General features: G+C 33.3%; 14 protein-coding genes and 1 pseudogene. 5 read left to right on the forward strand and 10 right to left on the reverse strand.

Translation table 11 applies throughout. From position 1 onward, the window contains the following. Window positions 1-6 precede the first annotated feature (6 nt). Together FN817_RS13715 and FN817_RS13720 are read left to right on the forward strand one after the other, a co-directional pair. Complete coding sequence (locus FN817_RS13715) at window positions 7-732, forward strand: hypothetical protein (RefSeq protein WP_142718442.1); 726 nt, start codon at window positions 7-9, stop codon at window positions 730-732. Window position 733: 1 nt separating this feature from the next. Beyond that, window positions 734-1,105 (forward strand): GntR family transcriptional regulator, encoded by a 372-nt coding sequence (locus FN817_RS13720; RefSeq protein ID WP_142718443.1) that lies wholly within the window; start codon window positions 734-736, stop codon window positions 1,103-1,105. 244 nt (window positions 1,106-1,349) lie between these two features. Here the strand turns inward: FN817_RS13720 and FN817_RS13725 are convergent, their stop codons facing one another. Next, complete coding sequence (locus FN817_RS13725; protein ID WP_142718444.1) at window positions 1,350-1,622, reverse strand: hypothetical protein; 273 nt, start codon at window positions 1,620-1,622, stop codon at window positions 1,350-1,352. Between the two features lie 709 nt (window positions 1,623-2,331). Here FN817_RS13725 and FN817_RS13730 point away from each other — a divergent pair. After that, on the forward strand, window positions 2,332-5,304 hold the full coding sequence (locus FN817_RS13730) for a ligand-binding sensor domain-containing protein (protein WP_142718445.1): 2,973 nt from the start codon (window positions 2,332-2,334) through the stop codon (window positions 5,302-5,304). An 871-nt stretch (window positions 5,305-6,175) separates the two neighbouring features. On the opposite strand, the gene FN817_RS13735 is transcribed toward FN817_RS13730, so the two are convergent. From FN817_RS13735 to FN817_RS23610, 3 genes and pseudogenes are all read right to left on the reverse strand, one after another. Further along, a complete protein-coding gene (locus FN817_RS13735) occupies window positions 6,176-7,447 on the reverse strand; it encodes an FISUMP domain-containing protein (protein ID WP_142718446.1) in 1,272 nt (423 codons plus the stop codon). Between the two features lie 128 nt (window positions 7,448-7,575). Further along, on the reverse strand, window positions 7,576-8,847 hold the full coding sequence (locus tag FN817_RS13740; protein WP_167498869.1) for an FISUMP domain-containing protein: 1,272 nt from the start codon (window positions 8,845-8,847) through the stop codon (window positions 7,576-7,578). A gap of 324 nt (window positions 8,848-9,171) precedes the next feature. Beyond that, window positions 9,172-9,387 (reverse strand): annotated as a pseudogene (locus FN817_RS23610) (lipocalin family protein); the annotation flags it as partial. 839 nt (window positions 9,388-10,226) lie between these two features. Between FN817_RS23610 and FN817_RS13750 the strand changes: the two are divergent. Further along, entirely contained in the window at window positions 10,227-12,188 is a 1,962-nt protein-coding gene (locus FN817_RS13750; RefSeq protein WP_142718449.1) for a T9SS type A sorting domain-containing protein, read from the forward strand. A gap of 5 nt (window positions 12,189-12,193) precedes the next feature. After that, window positions 12,194-12,457 carry a signal peptidase gene (locus FN817_RS13755; RefSeq protein ID WP_228451558.1) on the forward strand — a complete coding sequence of 88 codons (264 nt, stop codon included), beginning with the start codon at window positions 12,194-12,196 and terminating at the stop codon, window positions 12,455-12,457. Between the two features lie 614 nt (window positions 12,458-13,071). On the opposite strand, the gene FN817_RS13760 is transcribed toward FN817_RS13755, so the two are convergent. The 6 genes from FN817_RS13760 to FN817_RS13785 all read right to left on the reverse strand — a co-directional run bounded on the left by FN817_RS13760 (window position 13,072) and on the right by FN817_RS13785 (window position 24,060). Beyond that, the gene (locus FN817_RS13760) at window positions 13,072-13,839 is read right to left on the reverse strand and encodes a class I SAM-dependent methyltransferase (protein ID WP_142718450.1); all 768 of its coding nucleotides are present in this window, start codon (window positions 13,837-13,839) and stop codon (window positions 13,072-13,074) included. A 498-nt stretch (window positions 13,840-14,337) separates the two neighbouring features. Next, window positions 14,338-18,084, reverse strand: a complete 3,747-nt coding sequence (locus tag FN817_RS13765; protein ID WP_142718451.1) for a T9SS type B sorting domain-containing protein — start codon at window positions 18,082-18,084, stop codon at window positions 14,338-14,340. Window positions 18,085-18,538: 454 nt separating this feature from the next. Further along, window positions 18,539-19,756: an FISUMP domain-containing protein gene (locus tag FN817_RS13770; protein WP_142718452.1), complete on the reverse strand. Its 1,218-nt coding sequence runs from the start codon at window positions 19,754-19,756 to the stop codon at window positions 18,539-18,541. A gap of 1,132 nt (window positions 19,757-20,888) precedes the next feature. Continuing rightward, window positions 20,889-21,614: a glycosyltransferase family 2 protein gene (locus FN817_RS13775; protein ID WP_142718453.1), complete on the reverse strand. Its 726-nt coding sequence runs from the start codon at window positions 21,612-21,614 to the stop codon at window positions 20,889-20,891. 565 nt (window positions 21,615-22,179) lie between these two features. Further along, the gene (locus tag FN817_RS13780; protein WP_142718454.1) at window positions 22,180-23,319 is read right to left on the reverse strand and encodes a DcaP family trimeric outer membrane transporter; all 1,140 of its coding nucleotides are present in this window, start codon (window positions 23,317-23,319) and stop codon (window positions 22,180-22,182) included. A 366-nt stretch (window positions 23,320-23,685) separates the two neighbouring features. Then, complete coding sequence (locus FN817_RS13785) at window positions 23,686-24,060, reverse strand: hypothetical protein (RefSeq protein WP_142718455.1); 375 nt, start codon at window positions 24,058-24,060, stop codon at window positions 23,686-23,688. Window positions 24,061-24,162 lie beyond the last annotated feature (102 nt).

Here is a 24,162-nt window from a genome sequence, read left to right on the forward strand (position 1 = left end):
CATATTATGAAAGAAAATTTTTCAATCTCCCGTTTAAAAAAATTATTAGCTATTGACTGGCAAACCAATCGTAAGAAATACATGTTTATCATCTTGGCGATGTTTGCTTTTTGGGTGCTATATGGTTTAGCAGCTCTTTGGCTCATAACATCTCTAAAAAAAGATATTTTTACTAATTCCAGTGCTATTAGGTTAGCATTTTTTCTTCAAATGTTCGGTTTTATAAGCTTTTTAGCTTGCGGGAGTTTTACGGAAATGGGCACCGATACAAACAAGACTTCTTATATTCTTCTGCAACCAAATACCAATGGGGAAAAATTTATGGCTAAGTTTATAATAACTGCAATTTTATTTTGGATTGTATTTTTTGTCAGTGCTTTTATAGGTTTGTATTTCCTTTGGAATATCTTTTATCCTATTGCCCTGCAGCATGTCTCTCCCGAATATCTGGTGGTTAAAAAATTTGATACATGGCATAATATTAAAATAATGACCAGCATGGAGAGTATTACCTATGCTTTCTTTTTTCATTCAGTTTTTATGTTGGGATCCATTATCCTGAATAAATTTAAATATATCACGACCTTATTAGTCGTTACCTTATTCTATTTTGCAGTAGCTTTATTAAATTTGCAGGCAAAAACAGATACCTATTATCTATTTATTTATGGATTTTTCACCATTAGTTTCTGGCTTATAGCGTATCGGAAACTCAAAAACTACAGTTTGTAAAATGCAATTCAGAGATCAAATACCAATATACTTGCAAATAGCAGATATTATTTGTGAAAATATTCTTTTAAAACAATGGCTTCCTGAACAGCGAATTCCTTCTATAAGGGATTTTGCCACTCAGCTTATTGTAAACCCTAACACCATTGTACGCACTTATGAATTTCTTGAACAAAAAAGAATAATTATGAATCAACGCGGTATTGGCTTCTCTATAACTAAAGATGGATACAAGCTGGTGCTTGAATATAAAAAGGAAGATTTTATAAAAAAAGATCTTCCTCATTTCTTCAGACAATTATATCTGCTTGATCTTGATATCCATACTCTGGAAGATGACTTTAACAAATTCTGCGAAAATTATAATAAATAGGTACATCGGTAAACTTATATAAATACCGTAATATCAATATCACGGACATGATGAAGTTGTAAAATGGAAGGACCGGTTACCATTTCAGAAGAATAAATATCACCCCAGCTAATTCAATCACTTCGATATATCTGTAATTTCATCAATGAATTCTAGTTGCTAACCACTAACAATGATGAAAGTATAAGTAAAAGCTTTTTATACCTAAGTTTTTTTGTAGTTTATAAGTTTTATAAAAGAATTTTTACCAAGAAGTAGTGTCAATCGAAAGATGCACAAGGTTAGATGCTCCGGGATAAATAGAAAAATAACTTCGGCTATTCTGTTCTTCATTACTTATGAAGGATAAAGTTATTCCCGTAGGCTTTCTGGGATGTGGTATATTTTCTATAGAATATTCCTTTCCTTCTAACTCAATAATAATTTTGTACGCTTCAAAAGTGTTCCTATTTCCATGTTTATCTAAAATGGTAACATTATCAAATGGAGTTTCGCTAATAAATTCATTATTTTTCATATATTTTATAATTTTACTATTTTGGGGTATAAAATCACGTATCGCTACTTGCTTTTATTTATATAATACTAAATAATAAATTTAAATTTAAAAGCGGTACCAATATCAGATAACAATACAGATTTTTAACTATATCAATATAAAATTACAATGACATGCAAATTAAAGGTAAAATCCTGCAATTGCCTTTTATTATCATTGAATATTCATCATATAGTATAGCTTCCATATAAGCTATATGTTATTTTTTTTCGGATATATCAAAATATTTATGGTAAATTAAAAACTACAACAATTGAAATTGAATACTACATATTAAATTAATACTATAGCCTAAATTTGCATATTAAAACAGAATAAAAACTGCCTCACACCTGTCATTAAGATAACTTCCTCATAATTAATCATGATCCCGGATTTACCTATAATCATATAGGTATTATTATTTTATGACCTGATTATCACAATTATGTCACTTAGAAACTAACGAAACCATTATAATTATTCTAAAAAGAATTAAATATGTGGTATCAAAAAAATAAAAAAAATATATTATTTATATTAATTATTTTAAAAAATACCGACAATACAACAAACAGCTCAAAAAAATTATTAAATTAGCTATTTAAACGAAAAGCTAATAACTGTGAATTGTTTCTTCTATTCGAAATAAATTCCGACTACATAACTAAGATCAAAGATATAAAGAATGAAAAATAGTGTCATACTTATTTTATTTTTTACTATATGTAAACTGTGTGCTCAATCTGAAGTAATGGGGCAAAATTATAATATTGACAATGGTCTACCTCAGAATAGTGTGAAAGATATTATAAAAGATAAGTACGGTTTTATCTGGATCTCCACGGAAAATGGAATTACACGTTTTGACGGGCAACAATTTTTAACATTAGACCGGTCTTTTAATAAAAAAAGATACTTAAACTTTTTTGGTAATATAGAAAAGGATTCTATATTTAGTGTTGAAGCCAATGGAGATTTCACAGCTTTTATTACAAAGAGAAAGTTATCAAAAACAAAAATGGCTTCAAAATTCCTGAAACCAGTGATCTTTTATAATTACAAACGATATAACCAATTTAATAAAAATTCTGTTTCATCAAAACTCTTTACCGGCATCCGTTTTTTTATTTATCTAAATAAAGATATTTACTTTGTTGAAAAAGATCTCATTACCTATTATAATCATTCAACCGGGGTGACCAAAAAGATAAAAATCCAGTTTACCATGGATGAAATGAGAAATGTATTCATCCATGAAAATCATATTTTTATTGTTAAATCCAATGACCGCAAAATTATTAAAATTACCAACGGTGAACTATCTTTCATTGATAGTGATCCTTTGTATAATAATCCGCAAAACAATATATACTGGAGTCAAGGCTCAGGACAAGTATTTGTAATTAATAAGGATACAATATATTTGAGTGAATACACTGATGGTAAACTACATCTAAAAAAAATTAATCATATAGCCAATTTCAATAAGCTACTCAGATCACTCTATATCAATACAATAGTATATGATAAACAAAACCACAGTTTATTTTTTGGGAGCCTCACCAAAGGACTCTACATACTTACCATTCCACAGTTCAGCATCTCCAGAAAAAAATCGCCATTTGCTGACAATGTTTTTTATACTACACTTCCATTTAATAATCGCAGCGTCATAACCCCAGATGGAACGATTTATGATAGTATATCAGACCTTGGCACAGTTCAAAAAGGTGAAATTGAGAATTATTTTTTTGCCTACGATAAATATTCGCTGGCCAACAACACCCATGATGATATTTTTTTTATAAAAGATCATAAACTTTACAAGCGTCTTAAGGCGTACCAATATAGTAAATCTGTACTTATCCCGATTCCAGAATATATCGATGCCGTATATGGGAAAGATAAGCATCTCTATGTGATAATATTAAAAGATAACAAGTATTACCTGTCACAATATGATGAAGAACTCAAAAAAACACACCTTTTATTTTCCTTTCATTATGCAGTAAATGATCTCAAAAAATATGATGAACAACAATTGCTTATTGGTGGAATGAATGGACTGTATATGGGTAATTATGCAAAAAAAGAAATTAGAAAAATTTCTGACTTTTCTATCAAAAAAATCATACAGACCACTGATAATAACATTTGGATTCTTACAAAAAATCATGGGTTTTACCTTTTCAGAAATAATAAGCTGATTAAAATGCCTCTGGATAAAAAAAGTTACCTGCTCGACCCCCATACTATATTGGAAGACAAGCAGGGTAACTTTTGGATTTCGACAAACAATGGATTGTTTAAAATCCCAAAAGCAACTCTTTTACAATTCGCCGCCGATAGAAATACACCGGTGACTTATTATCAATATACTATTGCTGATGGGCTATCCATTAATGAATTAAACGGAGGAGGAAATCCGATCGGAAGTATTTTACCCAATGGACAAATGGTACTTCCTTCTCTTGAAGGATTGGTGTTTTTCAAGCCCGATAAAATAAAGTCATTTTACCCTAAAAACTCAAATTTCTTTATAGAAAGAGCGAAACTAGATGATAAAGAAATGCCTATAGTTAAAGATACCCTTCATATACCTAATAATAGATTCACTACTCTTGAGATTTTTCTGGATTTTCCATATTTCAAAAGCCTGAATAATATTGACCTTGATGTCTTGATTGACGGTGGTGCAAATTGGAAAGATCTCGGATTACAGAGAAAATATGTATTAGAAAACCTTGAACCGGGATATCACCAGCTTAAATTTCGTTATTTACAGCAAAACAACAATTATACCTATAAGACAATTATTGTTAAAGTTGATTTTCTTTTCTATCAAAGTCAGTACTTTAAAATATTGATGATCTTTATCGCTTTGTTGATCACCGTTTTGATCATCAAATTAACCAATAATCAACTTAAAGTCAAAAATGAACTATTGATAAAGGCCAATTTAGAAATAAATGCCCAAAAAGAAGAAATCAATAACAGTACTGTTATCCGCGAAAAACTTATTGAAGCAATATCTCATGATATTTCCACTCCGATCAAACACCTTTCACATCTCTCTAAAAAACTCGATGATACCGATAATCTGGAAATCCAGAAAAAGTATCTTCACAGCATACACAAATCCTCAGAAATGCTTTATCATTTCACTCTGGAGCTAGGCAATTATGCATACCTTTTTTCTAATACCGTAGATGAGACAATTCCTTACCTCTTAAATGACGTTCTGGAGGAGAAAAAATCTTTTTTTGAAAATATCGCCCAGGACAATAATACCATTATTGAATATAATCAAAATGAACTTCTGTACTCAAAAGTCAACCGTTCTGTTATATCTGCGATCGTGCACAATATTATTGATAATGCAGTCAAAAATACAAGCCAGGGCAAAATAATACTCGATACAGTGGATAATGATAGCTTCTTTTCCATTAAAATTTCTGATAATGGAAAAGGAATGTCTGCAGAGCAGCTAGATCATTATAATAATATATATAAAATTCCTATTGAAGAGGTAAAACTTAAAGGTTCAGGTTATGGTCTTAAATTTGTTCTGCTGCTCTTAGATAAGATCAATTCTCAGATTAATTTTAAGAATAACATTCCTAAAGGAACCATCGTTGAAATAAAAATCCCTAAATAATAGGTACCATGATGGAAAAAGAAATATATTAATAGCCAATGAGCATCGAGGAGTAAGAATAGAAACTGTAATTATACTGCAAGATCAACATACAATATAAAGGATTAGTAATGCAGAGAATTCCTAAAGTTATTGAGAAAGGTTTCATAATGATTATTTGCGAGGGTAAACTTTGATTATATTTAAAAATACATCCCCATTATAGTTATTTAACAACAACAATCTGAATCTCGATGTCTAGTTGGCAATAGTGCAGATTGGAAAAAGTTGGATTAAAGAGAAAATTTGTAATGGAAATCTAATTGGTAAATAATAAGATCAAAGCCAAAATGATTATTGATAAAGACCAATTCAGAAATAAATGTTTTATTTTTTTCACTCCGGAGTTAGACAACTATGCATAGCTTTTGCCGATTCTATAGATGAGCCTGATCTTACCTGTTAAATAATTTTTTAGAGAAAAATTCCTTTTTTTGAAAATATCGCCCAGGACACAAGAGAAAAGCTGACCTAAAGGCCAGCTAATTCATTACCACATAAAAGAAGAAATATTATAAAACTATTTATTTTTTTATACATTATTTACATTTCACATGTGCATGGACAAAGCTTAAAAAGCTCATATGTTCAATCTTTAAAGGATTTTGCATTACCATTCTCCACAGGAAATTAAATACAATACCAATATGATCAGAATGATATCAAATATGAAACTAATTAGAGTGAGGCATTAACTTAATTTATTTTTAAGTCAAATTCGATTTATAAATTTTTATAATTCTATATTTTAATGTGCGACAAAAAAAAACATTTTACCACACAGAGTTATGGAATTTTAAAATAAAGTGATAAGTGATTATAAAATAACAACTTATTCACTGATACAACGCACTATAAAACCATCTGCACGCGTGTATGCAGTTAAATTTATCGCACTGACACCGAAATTAATAGCAAATGCATTTGTACTACTTTCAGTATTGCTCCAATAATATCCAAAACGAGCTCTATTCTGTAATGATCCAGTAGTCTCATTACGATACCCACCAGTAGGCAAAGTTAATGTTGTCCCATTATTACTGAATACTATAGCTGCACTGAAATTAGTAGAGCCATTTGTTGCTGCTGTAACCCATGTTCCTATAGTTGTATTTGTACTTGCACTGTTAAATTGTAACCATTCATTTCTGGTAGGCACTCTGAACCCGGTAGGACAAGGATCATTTGCCGTTTTAACTGGTGTTGCTTCCGTACCACTGTTCCATGATTTGTTGGCTGCTGTTGAAGTACTCCATCCTGAAATGGAAGCACTAGAAGTATAAGCAGTGGCTACAGGGTTCTTTTTACCCCATTGATAATAATTTCCCATTATTGACTGACTAGGGACATTAGGGTCTTGTGAAGGGTCAGCCCCAAGGTTACGCGTTAACATCTGTCTTGTCTGTCCGTTAATGAGTACATTAACCTGATCAGCAAAAGAACTACTGGCTACTACAGTACGACTAAAACCACAAGATTCACCACCTATAGTAAGATCAAACACTGCTGTGCCTGCCGTTAGAGGTGTACCAATAATGGTAAAATTCAACGTTCCACTGCCATTATTAAGTGTCCCTGAAGGAAGTATGGCTGTAAGCCCTGTTACTCCTGTTGAAGGAATACTGATTGCATCATAGGTACCTCCATTACCACCATTATAGGGAATACTTGTATTTACTCCGGAAGCAGGTTCTCCTTCTTCCAGAAAACCAGAATCGCTGGAAGATGAGCACATAAGTTGTGTGATATGGGCTGTAGCCGTAACCGCTAATGCCATCTTTAACCATCGATTACTACCCGCATCAAAGTAATAAAACCCGGGAGAATCCATACCCTCTACCTGTCCCGTACGATTATCAGGATCAGGTTCTTCAGTAACATATACAAGCACAGCATTCTGGTCTTCACCATACACACCAGCAACTTCAGCTGCTTTTAAAGCATTACCGGTTACGCGGGGAAGGATAAAACCTTCAGCAGTACTGCCATCAGTGGTTTTACTAACCACATCTAAAGTGGATTTTGGGTCGCTATTATTGATTCCCAGTTGTCCATAAGACAATATACCTAAGAAAACTGTTGGTAATAAATATATTTTTTTCATTGCAAATATTGTTTAAATTAAAAGCTTTTAATCGCTCTGATTGTATACCTATTTATATTTGATTATTGTCAGCATAATAAATTAATTACACTTAAAATCAAAGTTCAAAAAGAATATACGAATAAAAATTACTGCGAAATACAACGTAATGCAAATCCATTACTGCGAGTAGTATTAATATTAGACGGGTTTACTGCGCTAGATATCAACGTCATACTAAAGCCCTGCCCGCTGCCATTTTCAGTACTACTCCAGTACCCTGCCGCAAAAGATCGGTTAATTAATCCACCAGCATAATAGTTACGTTGACCAACAATAGGGAAAGTTAAGGTATTTCCATTATTAACAAACACTTTAGCAGCGGTAAAATTGGTAGCACCATCTGTTGTACCAGTAGCCCATGTACCTATATTACTATTGGTACTTGCATTATTAAATCCGACCCATTCATTTCGTGTTGGTATACGAAAGCCAGAAGGACAAGGATCTTTAGCGGTCTTTATAGGAACTGCTTCTGTACCACTATTCCATGATCTGTTAGGTGCATGGGATGTATACCAACCCGGAATTGAACCTGCAGCAGTATAAGCGGTTGCTACAGGATTAAGTTTACCCCATTGATAAAAATTACCAAAGATTGCCTGAACAGGAGTATTAGGATCTTTTGTTGGATCGGCTCCAAGATTACGGGTCATCATTTGCCGTGTTTGTCCATTAACAATCACATCAACCACATCTGTGAATGACCCTCCTGCCTGCACATTACGGCTAAAGCCACAGGTCTCCCCCCCTATATCGAGAGTGAAAACAGCTGTACCAACTCCCGACGGTGTACCAATAATAGTGAAATTTAATGAACCACTACCATGATTAAGTGTTCCTGAAGGAAGTACAGCAGTAAGTCCTGTTACTCCGATGGAGGGAATACTTATTGCAGAATAAACACCTCCGTTACCTCCGTTGTACGGAATTACAGTATTTACTCCCGCAGCGGCTACTCCTGACTGCAGTATTCCGATATCGCTGGAGGATGAACACACTAACTGAGTTATAGCAGCCGTATTGATGCCACTGGCCAGCATTTTTACCCAACGGTTGCTGCCAGCATTAAAATAATAGAAGCCTGGAGAATCCATCCCCTCCGTTTGCCCTATACGATTATCAGGATCAGGCTCCTGAGTGACATACACCAATGTAACATCCTGATCTGCTCCATATACTCCTGCTGCTTCTGCATCATGCAAAGCATTACCAGTTACTCGTGGAAGGAGAAATCCTTCAGAACGGCTTCCATCTATTGTTTTACTCTGTACATCCAGGGTTGATTTAGGTACAACATTATTAACACCAACCTGACCGAAAGATAAGGTACCAAAACAAATTATTGGTAATAAATACAATTTTCTCATCGTTATATAATTTTAATTTATTTGTTATCAATTTTTAAGAATCATGTGAGATCCTTTGCACAACAAATATAAAAAGTTGTTTTCAAGTAACTTATTATCAGTCAGTCGTATTATCACTAACACATGTAGTTTTTTAACTAACAAAAGCTTAAATAAAACTAACTTTCTTATAAAAATGGTAATAATTATAAAAAATTTTATAAAATCCCAAGCATCTAAAAAAAAAGCGAAGAAACAAAATTGTTTCTTCCGATATATAGCATCTAGATTATTGCTAACTTTTGCCAAAAAATTTTAAATTCTGTCGAAGTAGTATTATTTCTTTTTCATATAGGCTTGTTTATTTTCCGTGGTAACTCCAGCAGGAAAAACTACTACCATGTCATTATCCAGTTTTTTAATAATGAGCGTATCGATACCTTTTGAAATCAGTTTTACATCTTGAGTACGATAAGTTAAGAAAAGAGTATTATGAGAGTTGTGCCATTTTTCATACAAAAATGTATGCACATTAAGAGAAGTAGCAGTAACATCTTCGGAGAGCTAAAATCCTTGTTTTCCGTTTTCCATACCTTCAACAGGCTGGAGCCATTTACCTATAAGAATAATTATTAAAATAATTTTCTTTTCCATAATGCATTAAATTTTAGGTTTTCGAAATAATATAATTGATTGTTTTATTATCTGTTAATTGATTCACTTTAATTTATCAGACTCTTTATTAACCCTAATACTACAGAAAAACAATTAACTGCTATATCATGTACAAATTTAGAAGTATATTATTCCAAAATCACCTAATTATTATAGCTTCGTAAAATAACACTACGCTTTCGCAAATTCCACAAAATCCATATATAAATTTAACAATATGAAAAAAAAGAAAAAAAAAAAAAAATGAGCATACAATTGGGAAATGAAGTTTATTCCATTGTTTGAAAAAATATTCAGAGAATATGAATTTATGAGGATAAATTGAATGTTCAATAGAAATGATATCAATAATTCATCTTTGGAATTTTTAACAATAAATTATTTATCATACACAGCTCTATATAACTGTTCATATTCTAGATAAACTTATAACCTCTATTCACAATTACAAAATTTCGCACTGACAACCCATGATTAATCACGCAGTAAAAAACAAATATAATTATTAAAACTACAAATAAAAACAATATTATAGTTAAAATACTACAATTAAATAACGAAAATACTATACAGTTCAAAACCTATTCAATAACTATACTTTTTACATTTGTATAAGAATTTACAAAACGTATTTTTTATAGCGGCTTGTAACTATGAGATATAAGTATGTGAATTTTGATTTTTAAAAATTTGTTTAACACAAAATAACTATACTAATGAAAAAAAGTTTATCAGCTATTGGTTTATTAGCAGCAATAGGTTCTGTTCAGGCGCAGAACGTTCTACTTCATGTAGATGACACTGCTATAACTTTTGTAAGTAAAGGTACACTGCTTTACAACGGTGGGGGGTTACAAACAAGAGGAACTGGTACCATTGAAAACCACGGAAACGTTATTGTTTCAGGTACTACTTCAGACTCCTTTAAAACGATCACTACAGGAGGAGCAGACAAAACAGAAGGCTCAGTAACAGGTAATTTTATTAACAAACTTAACGAACCCACTGCTTACGCTTCTGTCAATGTAAACAGTCCTTCTGCTACCCCTGTTTATACTTATGGGCAACTGTATATTAGTGGGATCCCACAAGCTAATATTACAGGTATTGTAGACCAGGAGTTCAGATCAATAAAACATGGAAGTTATCAACAAATTGGACTTCCTTTTTATGATAAAACGGCTTCTACATTAAGTGCAGAATTAGGAAAGACATTTGTGCAATCCAGGTATTCTCAAAATGAAATACTTTGGTCAAATAACAGCAACACTGAATCGACTAATTTTGGTTTAAGCTCTAAATTCGGAGTAGCAACTCCCGGTTCAACATATTATATGCTAGGAGGGCTAAATCTTGATGTAAGCAACACAACAAGAACTCTAAAAGGACGTCCGCTAACAGATATCGGAGCTGCTATAACTTTACAAAATGCGGCAGCTGGTATCAACTTTGGACCAACAGGTGCTCAGAAAAACTCTTATAACGAGTATTATAACAGTTATATACAGGATGTTTTTGAAATTGCCTCTGGCGGAACTGAATGGCAAGGCAATTTTGGTAGAAATATATATTCTTTGGCTAATCCATTCCTGACAAACTTAGATTTAACAAATGTCGCTTATAATGAACCAGCTGCAAACGGAGATGGTGTTTATTTAAGTACAATTTATGGAATTAAATTACAGCCCGGAACGGTAACTACGAATAGTGGCGGTACCATAAGTACCGGCCCTGATAAATTTGTTACATTTAATGCAGGCATTCCAACAGGAGATGTCGACTATATGGTAATCAGACCATTAGGAACTTTCGCTATTAAGCTTAATGATAATACTGCAGCCGATCAGCTTAATTTTTCAAATCTCAGAAGATTTAATTATTATAGCAGATCCGGTGGTACGGATTACAATGTAAATGCAAATAAAAATAATCCGACGACAAATACCGTAAAGCAATTAGGTGTTATTGGTCTTGATGCCAATGGAAATGAAGTGGCAAAAACATATTATGTTGTCTATGCCAATGGAAACACAGGACACTCAACAAGTTCAAGAATTCAGGTTGCAAATTCATCCAGTCTCATATATACTTATGAAGAAGCTCCAGGTGGTGGAATTGATAACAACTATAAAGATGTGTATCAGTTATATATCAATGAAGCTAACGAAAGCAACTTTCAGGGAAAGAATATTGTATTAAAAAATAGTGATCTGACGAGAGTTAAATCTTACAAATTTGAAGTAAGAGAAAATGCACAATTGATAAACAATTCAACCTTCGCCCTATCTAGTGGTCTTGGATTTTATTATAATGTAACTGGAGGAAATGCCCAACCGATTAAACAAGGAGATATAATCCCAGCTACTACAGATCTGCTTAACCTATATTATGATACCCCTAACACTGCTGTTCTGGCAACAGGTAATACTGTAGCTCCTTCAAAAACAATAGTGGTTTATAATCCACAGATTACAAACTATATTGTCAGATTTGATCCGGCCTGGAAAAAAGCTGATATTGAAGTGTATGATATGAGTGGAAAACTGGTAATTTCTAAAAAAGCAGTGAATACTTCAACTGATTTTGTAATTGAATTAGATGGTAAAGTTAAAAATGCATACATAGTGAAAGTGGTTTCAGATAAAGGAGAAGTTGTTAATACAAAAATCTTAAAATAAAATATATGAAAATCATAAATAAGCTATTATCAATTTCCTTCCTTCTTTTCTCAGCTATATGGATTTATGCAGAAGAAACAACCGTAGTAATGAAAGGTACAGGACCAGTTGGGCCAGGAGGAAATCCAAATGGCGGAGGAGGGGGTACAGGGCCTGTTGGACCTGGAGCTCCTGCCTCACCGATTGATATGTATATATATGCGCTTGGTATCGTAGCAATTATATTTATTATTTACTTTACTAAAAGTACAGGACACCAAAAAGCATAAAATTTAATTAGATACAAAACCTCTCTGTAATCAGAGAGGTTTTTTTGTTTTGCCAATATAAATAGAACAGCTTCTCCCTGTCCGAGGTATTTTATCAGGTCAATAAAATATAAAGTTTAAGAAGCGAAAAAGTGCTTAGAATCCAGCATTTTTTTTGATATCTGGTATTTTTAATGGCAGATATCATTTAATTGTTTATATTTGCTGAGCTTTTTTATGGAAATAAAAAACCGGAGTTGGTCTCCGGCTAACACACAAATAATGACAATAAAAAGTTGTATATCCAAATGTACAATCACACTGTGCTTATGTTGCCCTGCAGAAAATTAGTCCATGAAACAAAACTGCAGAAACAAAACCAGAGTGTTTAATTCAGGCAAAGTAATTATACTAATTGAATAGTTAGCTTAATGCTTGTCATACAATTTTCTGAAAAATTTCATAACTGTTAAAATGTGAAATATATTTCAAACATTGTCTATTGCAAACTTAAAGCATATAAGGCAGACTATAAACGAGATTCATATAGTTTTATATAGATTTAAATGTAAAATAATCACTACATGTATTTCAGGATTATGATGGAATCAGTATCCGTCATATGTTAACTGCTCTTATACTGCTTCACTGATCTCAGCTGAGCATGATACCATCCTTTTTTTCAGAATTACAATAAGTTCATGACTTGTCTGAGGAAATAACTTTGATATGATACGGCTAATATTCCAGAACCTGTTGTTTTTGGTCAGAAAATTTATTCCTCCGAAAGAATTATAGCCCAGTATCTCTTCCACGATAAAATCCTGCTCAAATGCAGTGATATCTTTTTTACTAAATACTTTTGCCAGGCAGTAATCAGCACCTTTGCTTTTTCTGGTCTTGTATTTTTCAATGCCCAAAAATTTAAATGCAAATATTCGTCTTAAAGACCATTTGCTTAAAACAGAAATCACAACCGTTCCTCCGGGTTTTAATACTCTGAACATTTCTTGTCTTGTTTTGGAAACATCATCAGTATAGGAGAAAGAGGTAAAAATACTGACAATAAGATCAAAATAATTATCATTAAGCTGACTCAAATTACTCATAGAACCTTCTATATATCCCACTTCCGGGTGCTGAGACCTGAGAAGCCGTATCATATGTTCAGAAATATCCAGACCTGTATATTTAATCTTTTTATTACTGGCGGTGCATAATTCATATCCTAATCCTGTACCACATCCCAGATCAAGGATTTTATGATGATCACAGATAAAAGTTTTCAATAGTTTCTGAATAAATAAATTTTCTTCCTTGCTCCAATTATCGGCATACAGTGAATTGTAATCTTTTGCTATATTATTCCAGTATCTCCCGTCACTTCGCTTCATTTTGCTCATAAGTATTGATTTGTAATTAACAGATTAATTGAAATCTATTTTATTAATAGAGTTGCAAAATTAAACTTTCACCTCTATACCTATCCTGAAACTATTATAGTTTTATATAATGGCTTATATAAAATAATCACTACCATGAAAAAACAGCATGAAAGCTTGCTAATTAGAACTATAGAACTTTTATACAATAAAAATTAACCGGTCTATAGAGATCATTAAAATCAAAAATTTAAATAATCTATTCATAGAACCTATTGTTGCTTTGGTCTCTTAATATGATATTTATCTTAATAGCATTTTTTATTGATTAATTTCTTTATCTTAATGTTAATGAAACTACATAACAAATTTAAAAGCTTACTTTGAAATATATTCACTTTTTCACATCGTATTAATACCAATAAACCATAGTTATACAACTATATGGTTTAAAAAATAGTATATTCTGAGCAATATAAAAGCTTTAGAAGTTGAAATCAAAATTACAAATATGCTTGATCAATTATTATTTCTATTCTGCAGTAGTATCCATCCTGATTTGGTGACAGGCTTTCCGTTGATACGGTCATCCCATGAAACAGTATACCAATAGGAAGCAGTGGGAATAGACCCACCTAAATATTTTCCGTCCCAGATGAAATTACTTTCTGTGCCCTTAAACATTTGCCTTCCATACCTATCAACAATAACGGCTGAGAAGTTTTTGAGTTTTGCGATTCCTGCAAAACTGATCACATCATTAATCCCGTCTCCGTTAGGGGTAAAAGCATTAGGTAAGAAAAACGTATAATACTGTACTGAGGTATCACAAAGAATCCCCATATTTCTTATTCTGATTGTGTATTCTGTATTTTTATTGACATTATAAAATATATCTGAACTTTGCCATAACACTCCATCATCAATAGAAAATTCTAAAGGAAGATTTTCATGGTTTTTGACAAAAATCTTCAAAGCATCATTTTCGTATATGACCTCAAGAATCTCCGGAACATGGATATAGGCAACATCAGACGAATATGATTTTGAGCAAACTCCATTGCTGATGATAACAGTATAGGTTCCTGCCTGAGTAACTGAAATCGTTCTTGTTGTTTCTCCAGTGCTCCAGTGATAAGTATAATTGGGACCATTACCGGCATCAAGTACTCCTTTCTGCCCCTGACAGATTTCGATATCCCGAAGAAGGGACGTTATGGCTGGAACGACAGTAATTGTAATATCTGCCTGAGCAGAACATCCATTCTGTCCTACTCCTTCAACATGATATGTTGTGGTAACATCAGGGGAAACAATCTGTGTATTGCCATTTCCTGATAATCCTGTCCATATGTAGGTCTGTGCTCCGGAAGCAGTCAAAGTAACAGAATACCCTTTACAAATTGTCAGCTGCTGAGCTGTTATAACTACCGGAGGAGGAACAGTATCTTCTAAAACGGTGACTGAACCCATCTTTACACATCCCATAGGTGTTGAACTGCTGATGCTTAATGTGTAAACACCACCTTTGTTAACTAAAGGGGTTAAAGTATTCTCTCCTGAAACAATATTTCCACCAGAGCCTGCTGTCCAAAAAAAAGCTGCACCGGGTTGGTATACAGACCCTGTTGCATCTAACGTGATGCTTGTTTCATTACATGTAATAGTCTTTGTGGGTGGAGCTATATTAACAACAATCAAAGAATCCATCTTCACTGTTACCGCATGCTGGTATTGACATCCTAAAGCAGTAGTAAGTGTTACTGTATAGGTTCCTGGTGTTGTCACAGTAAGGGTATTTCCGGTAGTACCGTTAGACCAAAGGAAGTTATTTCCTGTTCCGTCCGCATTAGCCGTTAATACCGTAGAATCCCCTTCACAGAATACAAGATTTCCTGCAATCTGCAAGTTCGGATCCTCATCTTTAACAATGGTAGCGGCAACAGCATCACTCTTACAAGATCCGTTATCATTCACCAGCGTATATACCCCTGCTGCATGCACAGTTATGGATTGTGTCATCTCTCCGGTCGACCAGATGTTTCCTACAGGCAAACTGGAGGTGAGTACAACAGGAATATCATGACAAATCACTGAAGAGGAAACATTGATAACAGGCTCAGGTTTTGTATTGACAATTAGCTGCAACTCTGCTATACTATAACAGAAACCATAGGATACGCGAACATATATTGTAATATTTCCCGAGGAATAAGCAGTAGGATTTGATAACGTATTGGTATTTCCGGCATTAGCATCAGTCAGATTTTGATAATATGAAAAACTGACACCCGGCTCTGAAGAAATAACCGTTTCAGCATCTTTTAAATTAAATACTGCTGTATTCGTAACTGAACAGTTGCTAAGTGATGTATTTTGAACATTGGGTGTTTTTGAAATATTGATATGAAGACTAACCTGTTCACAATCCGGAAATTCCGGATCATTCCCGCAAAATTTATATACAATAGTGTCAGTTCCGACATATCCTGAAACAGGTGTGTAAGTAATTTTTCCTGTTGTGGAATCCACAATTGCTGTGCCATGGGAAGGTGGTGTAATGATCACAACACTTCCGGGAACCACAGTTTGTGAAGATTGTGAAAACTGGGGAACAATATTGAGATGATCCCCGCAGATAGAATCATTCTTCGTAGTTTCCTTCAAACAGCTGTTAATCTTGTAAACAGGAGTAAATTTAGGCTCACATGAGCCGGCAGTTATTCTTACCGTATAATTACCTCCCTGAGCAGGCGAATATGTGTTAGTGGCAGCTCCTGAAATACTGCTTCCGTTACGATACCACTGGTAGGTATCATAGCTATCATCAACCTCAAGAGTAATACTGGGTGCACATTCACCGGATTTTTTCATAATAACAGGTATTGAAGAAAAACCTGCAAAATATCCCCCATATCCAGCATTGCTATAACCTCCGTTAATTCCAGCCGTAACCGCTTTATCTGAAGTAATAGTTGTGTTTCCTGTAATATTCTGTATTGAATAAGTCACCCAGTCATTATTTCCCTGAAGAGGATATGGTCCCTGAACAGATGTTGGACTAGCACCGTTAACCGTAATATGGGCACCAGTTTGTGTAAGAATATTCATCCTTACAGATATGGATGAGATATTGGGCATTTCATTAATCTTCCCGATTTCATCAATTTTTCTTGGCAGGAAGCAGTTTAAAGGAGGAATAAGGTTATACCCACCAGTATAACCTCCGGATCCTACTCCTACCAGTTGATAGAGATAGACGTTTTTGGAAGTTTTGACATACATATTAGAATGTCCGTTCCCCTGATTAATATACGCATTAGCCAGAATTCTATAATATTGTCCCGCGTTAATTGTTGCAATAGGCACAGTGCCATTATTAAGGTAAATCTGTGTATTATTTTCAGTGGCAATAATAATTCCCCCGTCCACATTGTAAGGACTTGTAGAAACACTTTTAATCATTGCAAACTCGTTTCCAAGACGTGAAACTGGAATAGACTGGTCCATAATCAGATCAGAACCATCATTTGCTGTAGTGGCAAAAAATCCATTGGAATTACCATTGGTAACGGATATGGGCTTATCAGCACTAATTTTTGCGCCAATAAATCCTTCTCTGTTAGCGGTTATATTAGTTATACCTGCAAGAGTATACGACTGTCCTTTGTTTAATGTTACCGTTAGCACACTAGGGGTTGAAGCGATATTCAAAAAACTGATTGCCGGATTATATCCTGAAATATTCACGGTCGTATTATCTTCTGTCGCCAGAATTCCTGCTGTAAAATTATAGTTATTGGAACTCGCGGTTACAGGAGCAACAGCAGCAAAAAATTCAGTTCCTATTCCTGCCCGTCCTTTAGAGGTGATAATCTCAGCGTGAGCACCTGTAGCAATTCGCATCGTTAGGAAATAAGGCTTTTCCCCAACAGTATATATTCCCTTATTAGATTTTGAAGCTGCTTCAGAAGTTCCAGTCAATTTTATGTAATTAGGTTCTACGATAAAAGTTGCAGGAGAACCTTTACTGATAGTAACACTTCCAATCTGATTATTATTGCTATAAATTTTAACTGTAAATGGTGTAAATGAATCTGTTGAAAAATAGAGTCCGTGATTATATGAACTTCCCATACTGTCAAAGTAAGGAGCCACCCAATGTTCTGTATCTCTTTGTCCGAAAATTTCTGCCAGTGAAAAAAATAGGAAAAGAAAAAGTAATGTCTTTTTTACTTTAGACAAAAATGCATTAGATATTATCATATCTTGAAAGATAAATTCAAAAATGCAAACTTAGGAACTAAATTATTGTAATAAAAAAAGTCAGCTATAGTATTATATGGGTTTAATTATAGAATATTATCGATTAGTATGATCATAAAAAGACTAGGATAGATAAATCTATTGTTCACAATATTAATTCTAAGTTAGATATTTTAAAAGATGTCTTGCCTGCTATATGATATGAAAGAAATAGTATAAATTCTATGTCTTCCTGTGTTAAAGTAAAAGATAATGAGTTTATCAAGCAAACAGTATTAAGCACATGTTTCTATGATTCTTATTTATTGTTAAGAGGCCGTCTGCTTCTGAAGAACCTCGATATATATGTCACATAATAGCTAATGCCTTTCCAATTGCAGGGTTAGCTCAATAGTCCCATATGATTATCCTTGTAGTTTAATTGAGATAACACTGATAGACTAGGTAAACTAAATTATTCACTGATACAGCGTATTGAGAAGCCATCTCCACGAGTGTAAGCAGTGGCATTTACTGCACTAATACCAAAATTTAAGGCATATGCACTGGTGCTACTCTCAGTACTACTCCAATAATATCCAAAACGAGCTCGATTCTGTAATGATCCTGAAGCCTCATTACGGTATCCGCTAACAGGAAGAGTTAAAGTATTCCCATTATTATTAAATACAATAGCTGCAGTGAAATTAGTTGGACCATTTGTTGGTGTGGTAGCCCATGTTCCTATAGTACTACTAGTACTTGCGCTGTTAAACTGTACCCATTCATTTCTGGTAGGAAGCCTAAAGCCTGATGGGCAGGGATCGTTTACTGTTTTTAATGGATTGGTTTCTGTACCACTATTCCATGCTTTATCAGCTGCTCCTTCTGTACTCCATCCGGCGATGGCCACATCAGGAGTATAAGGCGTAGCCACCGCATTCCTTTTCCCCCATTGAAAATAATCTCCCATAATAGCTTGGGAAGGCACATCAGGATCCTGCGTAGGGTTTGCACCCAAATTTCTTGACATTATCTGACGGATTTGACCGTTAATGGAGACATTTACTACATCATCAAACTTGGTTTTCGGTTGTACTTGAAGACTAAAACTGCAGTCTTTACCCGCAATATTGATGTTAAAGATAGCTGTGCCTGTAGTAAGAGGTATTCCAGTAATGTTAAATACTAAGAAACCACCGCCAACACTAAGATTTCCTTGATAAAGGGTTGCGTTAAGATTTGTAATACCCATAGAAGGAACACTCAAAGCAGGATAGACTCCTCCGTTTCCACCATTATAAGGCACAATAACACTGACCCCAGAAGCTGGCCGTGTGGCTTCCAAAATACCTATATTGGTAGAAGAAGAACATAACAACTGTGATAAAGCTGCTGTAGCGCTACCCCTGGAGATTATCCTTACCCATCGGTTACTTGCTGCGTCAAAATAATAGAAACCTTTGGAATCTATCCCTTCTACCTGGCCAGTACGCCTTTCAGGATCAGGGGGGGCGGTAACATATACCAAAATGGCATCTTTGGCATTGGAATATACACCCTTTAATTCTGCTGTTTGAAGAAAATTACCCGTCAGACGAGGGATTATAAGCCCTTCTGAAGCATCTATAAAGGTTTGTCCATAGAATAAGCTACCAAAAAAAATCGTTGGTAATAAATATATTTTTCTCATGTTTTTAATATTTGATAGTTAGTTTTCATTTGGCTCAATTAGTATAATCTGTTTTATTCTTCTATAGATAAGATTCAATAAATCATTAAAAACGCATTTTGACAATAGTTAGGATCAGAAATTTAGACGTTAATTTCATATGACGATCTTATAAGCTCTGAAAATTTTGTGTTAGTTATTAATTCTGAGATGAATTCCTTTATCTCTTTAAGAAAAATTAAAACAAATGTAATTTTTTAATTTATAATACACCAACTACAACATATCGGATTATCACTAATATTATGTAGTTTTTTTACGACAACTTAAACATATGACTGTTAGCATTCTACAAATAACTAAACAGTACTGTAAGGTAAATTCAGAACAAGACACTACCGCACGTACGGATATTCTGTACGTTGTATTTCAGAATAGATCCTATTCATTTAATTCGTTAGTCTCTCTATTAAGCGGAATTTATTTGACTATTTAGGCCAAATTTAACATTTGTTAATATAATGTTAAATTTGTTTTATAGCTTTTAAAATTTTATCAAAGTAATAAGCATTAATACATTATTAAAATAAGTTTGTGAGTTTGGTTTAAATCTGTGCGGCAGAGCAATTTGCCGCACTTTTGAAAAAAATAAAACTGATCATGAGCATCAAACAAAAACTATTATATGAGTAACAATGACCATACACTGTTACAGCGTATATTCTAATTGACACATGAAAAACAAGAGTCAATATCACTGGATTTACACCTTTATATCTTAAAGATATTTTCTATCTGCTTCTTAAACTGTAACATATCTCTTATTAATACATCCTTACTTTTTTGTTTATTTCATGCTGAATATGCCAGGGGTCAACTTTACATCCCACAAATAATTGATAACAATAATTAGAATGGCTTTAATTAATAATTTTTTTCTTCATAATTCGTAAATGCAACATTTTTATTCTATTTATTAGTCTGATTTATAACAAAGAATTACTCATGTGCAAACTTATTTCAATTTTTTCCTTTAATGTTAGAAATTCATGTGGTTTTATATAAGTCAATATGTAAAACAATCATTATACTTTTAAACTATTTGGCTAATGTTTTAAGGGTTTGCAGGTTGCCGAGCCAATTTAAAAACCTTTTATTCTGTTATGGCAGAAAGAACTTCTTTATTACTAATCCATAATACTTTGCAGCTATCATGAACTCCTTGCATCGCTACAGGTTCATGTAAAATTCCATAGTACAATTCCAAATAATATGAAAGTGACAACAGAAATTCTACGTCTCCCTGCATTGAATATGAAGTAAAAAGATAATGCATTTTTTCAAGCAAACGATCTTTCCGTACTGTTAACGTATCAATACTGAATTGATCAAACAAATCAGCCTTATTAAGCCTTCTTGGAATAAAAGTCTTGGGATGACATTTCTTACAGCAAGGGATTAAGCAATCTTTATATAAATGATAATATTTCTCTTTTGCTCTTTGTGAGTAATAATGGATTCCAACTGCTCCATAGACACCGTCTACTTTTTGATTCTTTAAAAGCTCTCTCTCAGCATCAAAACGGTTGGGAAGATAATAATTGCTAGCATCTAAAAAAGAAATAAAATCACCCGAAGCGTTTTCAATTCCTAAATTTCTACTGGTTATATTCCCTTTATTCCTGCATTGATTATGCTGAAAAAGTTTTATCCTGTCATAATCCTCTTCAAGCTTTTCACATATTGTCAGCGAATGATCTGAAGACCCATATTCTATGAGAAAAACCTCACAAACCTCCTCAAACTGTAGGGCAGACCTTACTGCATTTGCAACAAATTCTTCTGCATTATAGACTGATATAATTACTGAAATTTTCATTTAATCGGTATTAGTTTTATATTATAATGTTTTAACAAGTTTAAAGCATAATCAATGATCATTTTGAGCAAAATGACGACAGCCTCTTTGAATTTGAACAACATTAATAGTGAGGATTCATTTTCCAGATCGCCAGGTTCTGGAAAACTTTTTTTTAAGAAACCTTATAATCCAATATGTATTTCTAACACATTAAGTGTATATATCAATTTAAAATATTCTAATAAAAATCCGGCAAAGATATCAATCTCGGCCGGATGAAGTGATAATTCAGCAAATATCTTTAAATCATTTAGCCTAACAAAAATATACTTATAAAAATGATTGCTTAAAGACAACTGTGTAAAAGTAAAAATATCTTATCCTCACCGCAATAGATAGCGGGTAGTATTTTCACTAATGATCTGTAATTTTTTAGCTATATCTCTAAAAATTTCGTGTAAAATTTGACTTAATAATTGCAATATAATTCATTTATTATTAATTAAATTGAGTATGCATGTATAAGCTTTGTAAATTAATTTGTACAATAGTTATTGATTACAAAAACAAACTTAAATTGCTATTAAAGCTGTAAAGAGGTAGATGTCTGAATTTTCCAGGCAGGTGCTTTCTGGTTGTCAAACGTTCGTTTTATACCATAATTGGCTTCAATCCCTATCCTAAATCTTTTGTAAGGTTGAAAAATAAGGTTAAGGCTCATATGGTAAAGAATTTTTGTCATATCGGTCGGAATAAAATCTTTACCACCAACCTTTGAATAGCTAGCAAAAGCAACAGAACTCCATTTTGGGTTCCACCAATGTTCATAAATTCCAACTACGTTAAATAACCGCAGTGTTTCTAGAAGGTTCTTATGAGCAGGGTCAGGTACCGCATCATACTTCTCTCCGTTCAGATCAGCATTGTAGGTAGCTATTCCGTTTCCAAAAGAACTTTCAAAGCTGAAAATATTTCTTTCATCGTATCTTAATTTTCCTGATATCATAGCACCCCAGCCTGCAATAGTACAGGTCTTGTAATTATCTCCCATATTTTCTTTCATAGCATAGCTGATAGGCATAATAATAGCCCCTGCTTTAATATAGCTTCTTTCATCTCCATACCTGTACACTCCTGATAATGACGGAAGTATAGCTCTTTTTCTCCATCCCAGATAATTATTTGAAGGAAGAGAAATACTTGGAGTATTGGGATCCTCGAGAGATAACGAGAGCGTTTCCTTTTTTGAAAAATGAGTACTATAGCTTACCTGTATTCTACGGGAATACAGTAATCCACTAGGCCCGTTGAAGTCAAAAATATTGGGAAAAATTTCAGTATCAGAAAAGTTACTTGCTGTCTGTCCGATTGTCAATCCTTTCCAACGGATAAAACCATGCTTAAATCTTGGTGCTGTCGCTCCGTTCTTACCGTAAAAATCTATTTCAAGATAAGAATAAAAGGAATTTTCTTTAGTAGTACTCTCTTTCTTTATTTCTAATCCTATCGTGGTCTGTTTCATACTGAAATATCCCCTTGCATCATCACGCTGAGGAACTTCTATGGCTTGCGGAACAAAGCCGTCAGCCGCACTCATATTTTGAAACGTAATTCCATAGTTTGCTTGTAAAAGAGGTTTTAAGGAAACTTCAAATTCATTATCAGCAGTTTGTGTTTTGGTGAGAACAATTTGTGCTGGAGCTTTTGTATAAATAATTGCCATAATAAACAAGATTAGAGATCTTTGTATTTTTTTCATCGTAATATTGTGTTTTGTGTAAGCTTTCGCAAGTTTTTGTAGTCTTATTTTTCCGGATTGAATATTTAATTTTTTAGTTAATACTGAATTAAACACCTATAGAAAAACAAATTTATATTGCTATTTTTATGTTAATCATGATTGAAATCAGCTTTTTGTTCACATATTAATAATTGAAATATTACTTGAAAATATCAAAAGTTAACTCTATAAAAGCTTCTCCTAGGGAGAAGCTTTACATAAATGAAAGGCCTCAATAATTGGAAGGTCCAGTCAATTTGGCTTGAATAAGTATAACAGTTACATGTTCAAAAGGTTTTTTCTCATATCCTATTCTTTCGTATCATCTAATTGATACGATTCAAGGGCAAAAAACATAACCTCGGATACAATCTTTAAACCTTCTCTTATTTGGTAGTCTAGATATCCATTTATTAAAAGAAGTCCTAAATCATAAGTCAGGTCAAAAGCATGGTACTGACTTAATGCTATCAAACTACTTTTATCTAAAATCTGAGCTATAAGATACTGATACCACATATTATAATTACCTCTGCTTTCTCCCATACATTCATTGTTTTTGATCTGGAGATCCAGTTTTTCTGAAGGCATAACTTTTCCCTTGTAGACAATCGCAAAATAAAAATAGATTTTTCCTTTTGATTCTTTTATTGGTAAAGCATATCTGGTTATACTATGAACCAATCCGTTTTATAAAGAGAAGCAACTTCTAAGGTATTGTTTGGCAATCTGACGGGAGACACAATTATATTGCTGGGCCTCATCTTTATTCACGGAAGGAAGGTG

Origin of the sequence: Chryseobacterium rhizoplanae (genome assembly GCF_900182655.1) — a bacterium.
Lineage (GTDB): Bacteria > Bacteroidota > Bacteroidia > Flavobacteriales > Weeksellaceae > Chryseobacterium > Chryseobacterium rhizoplanae.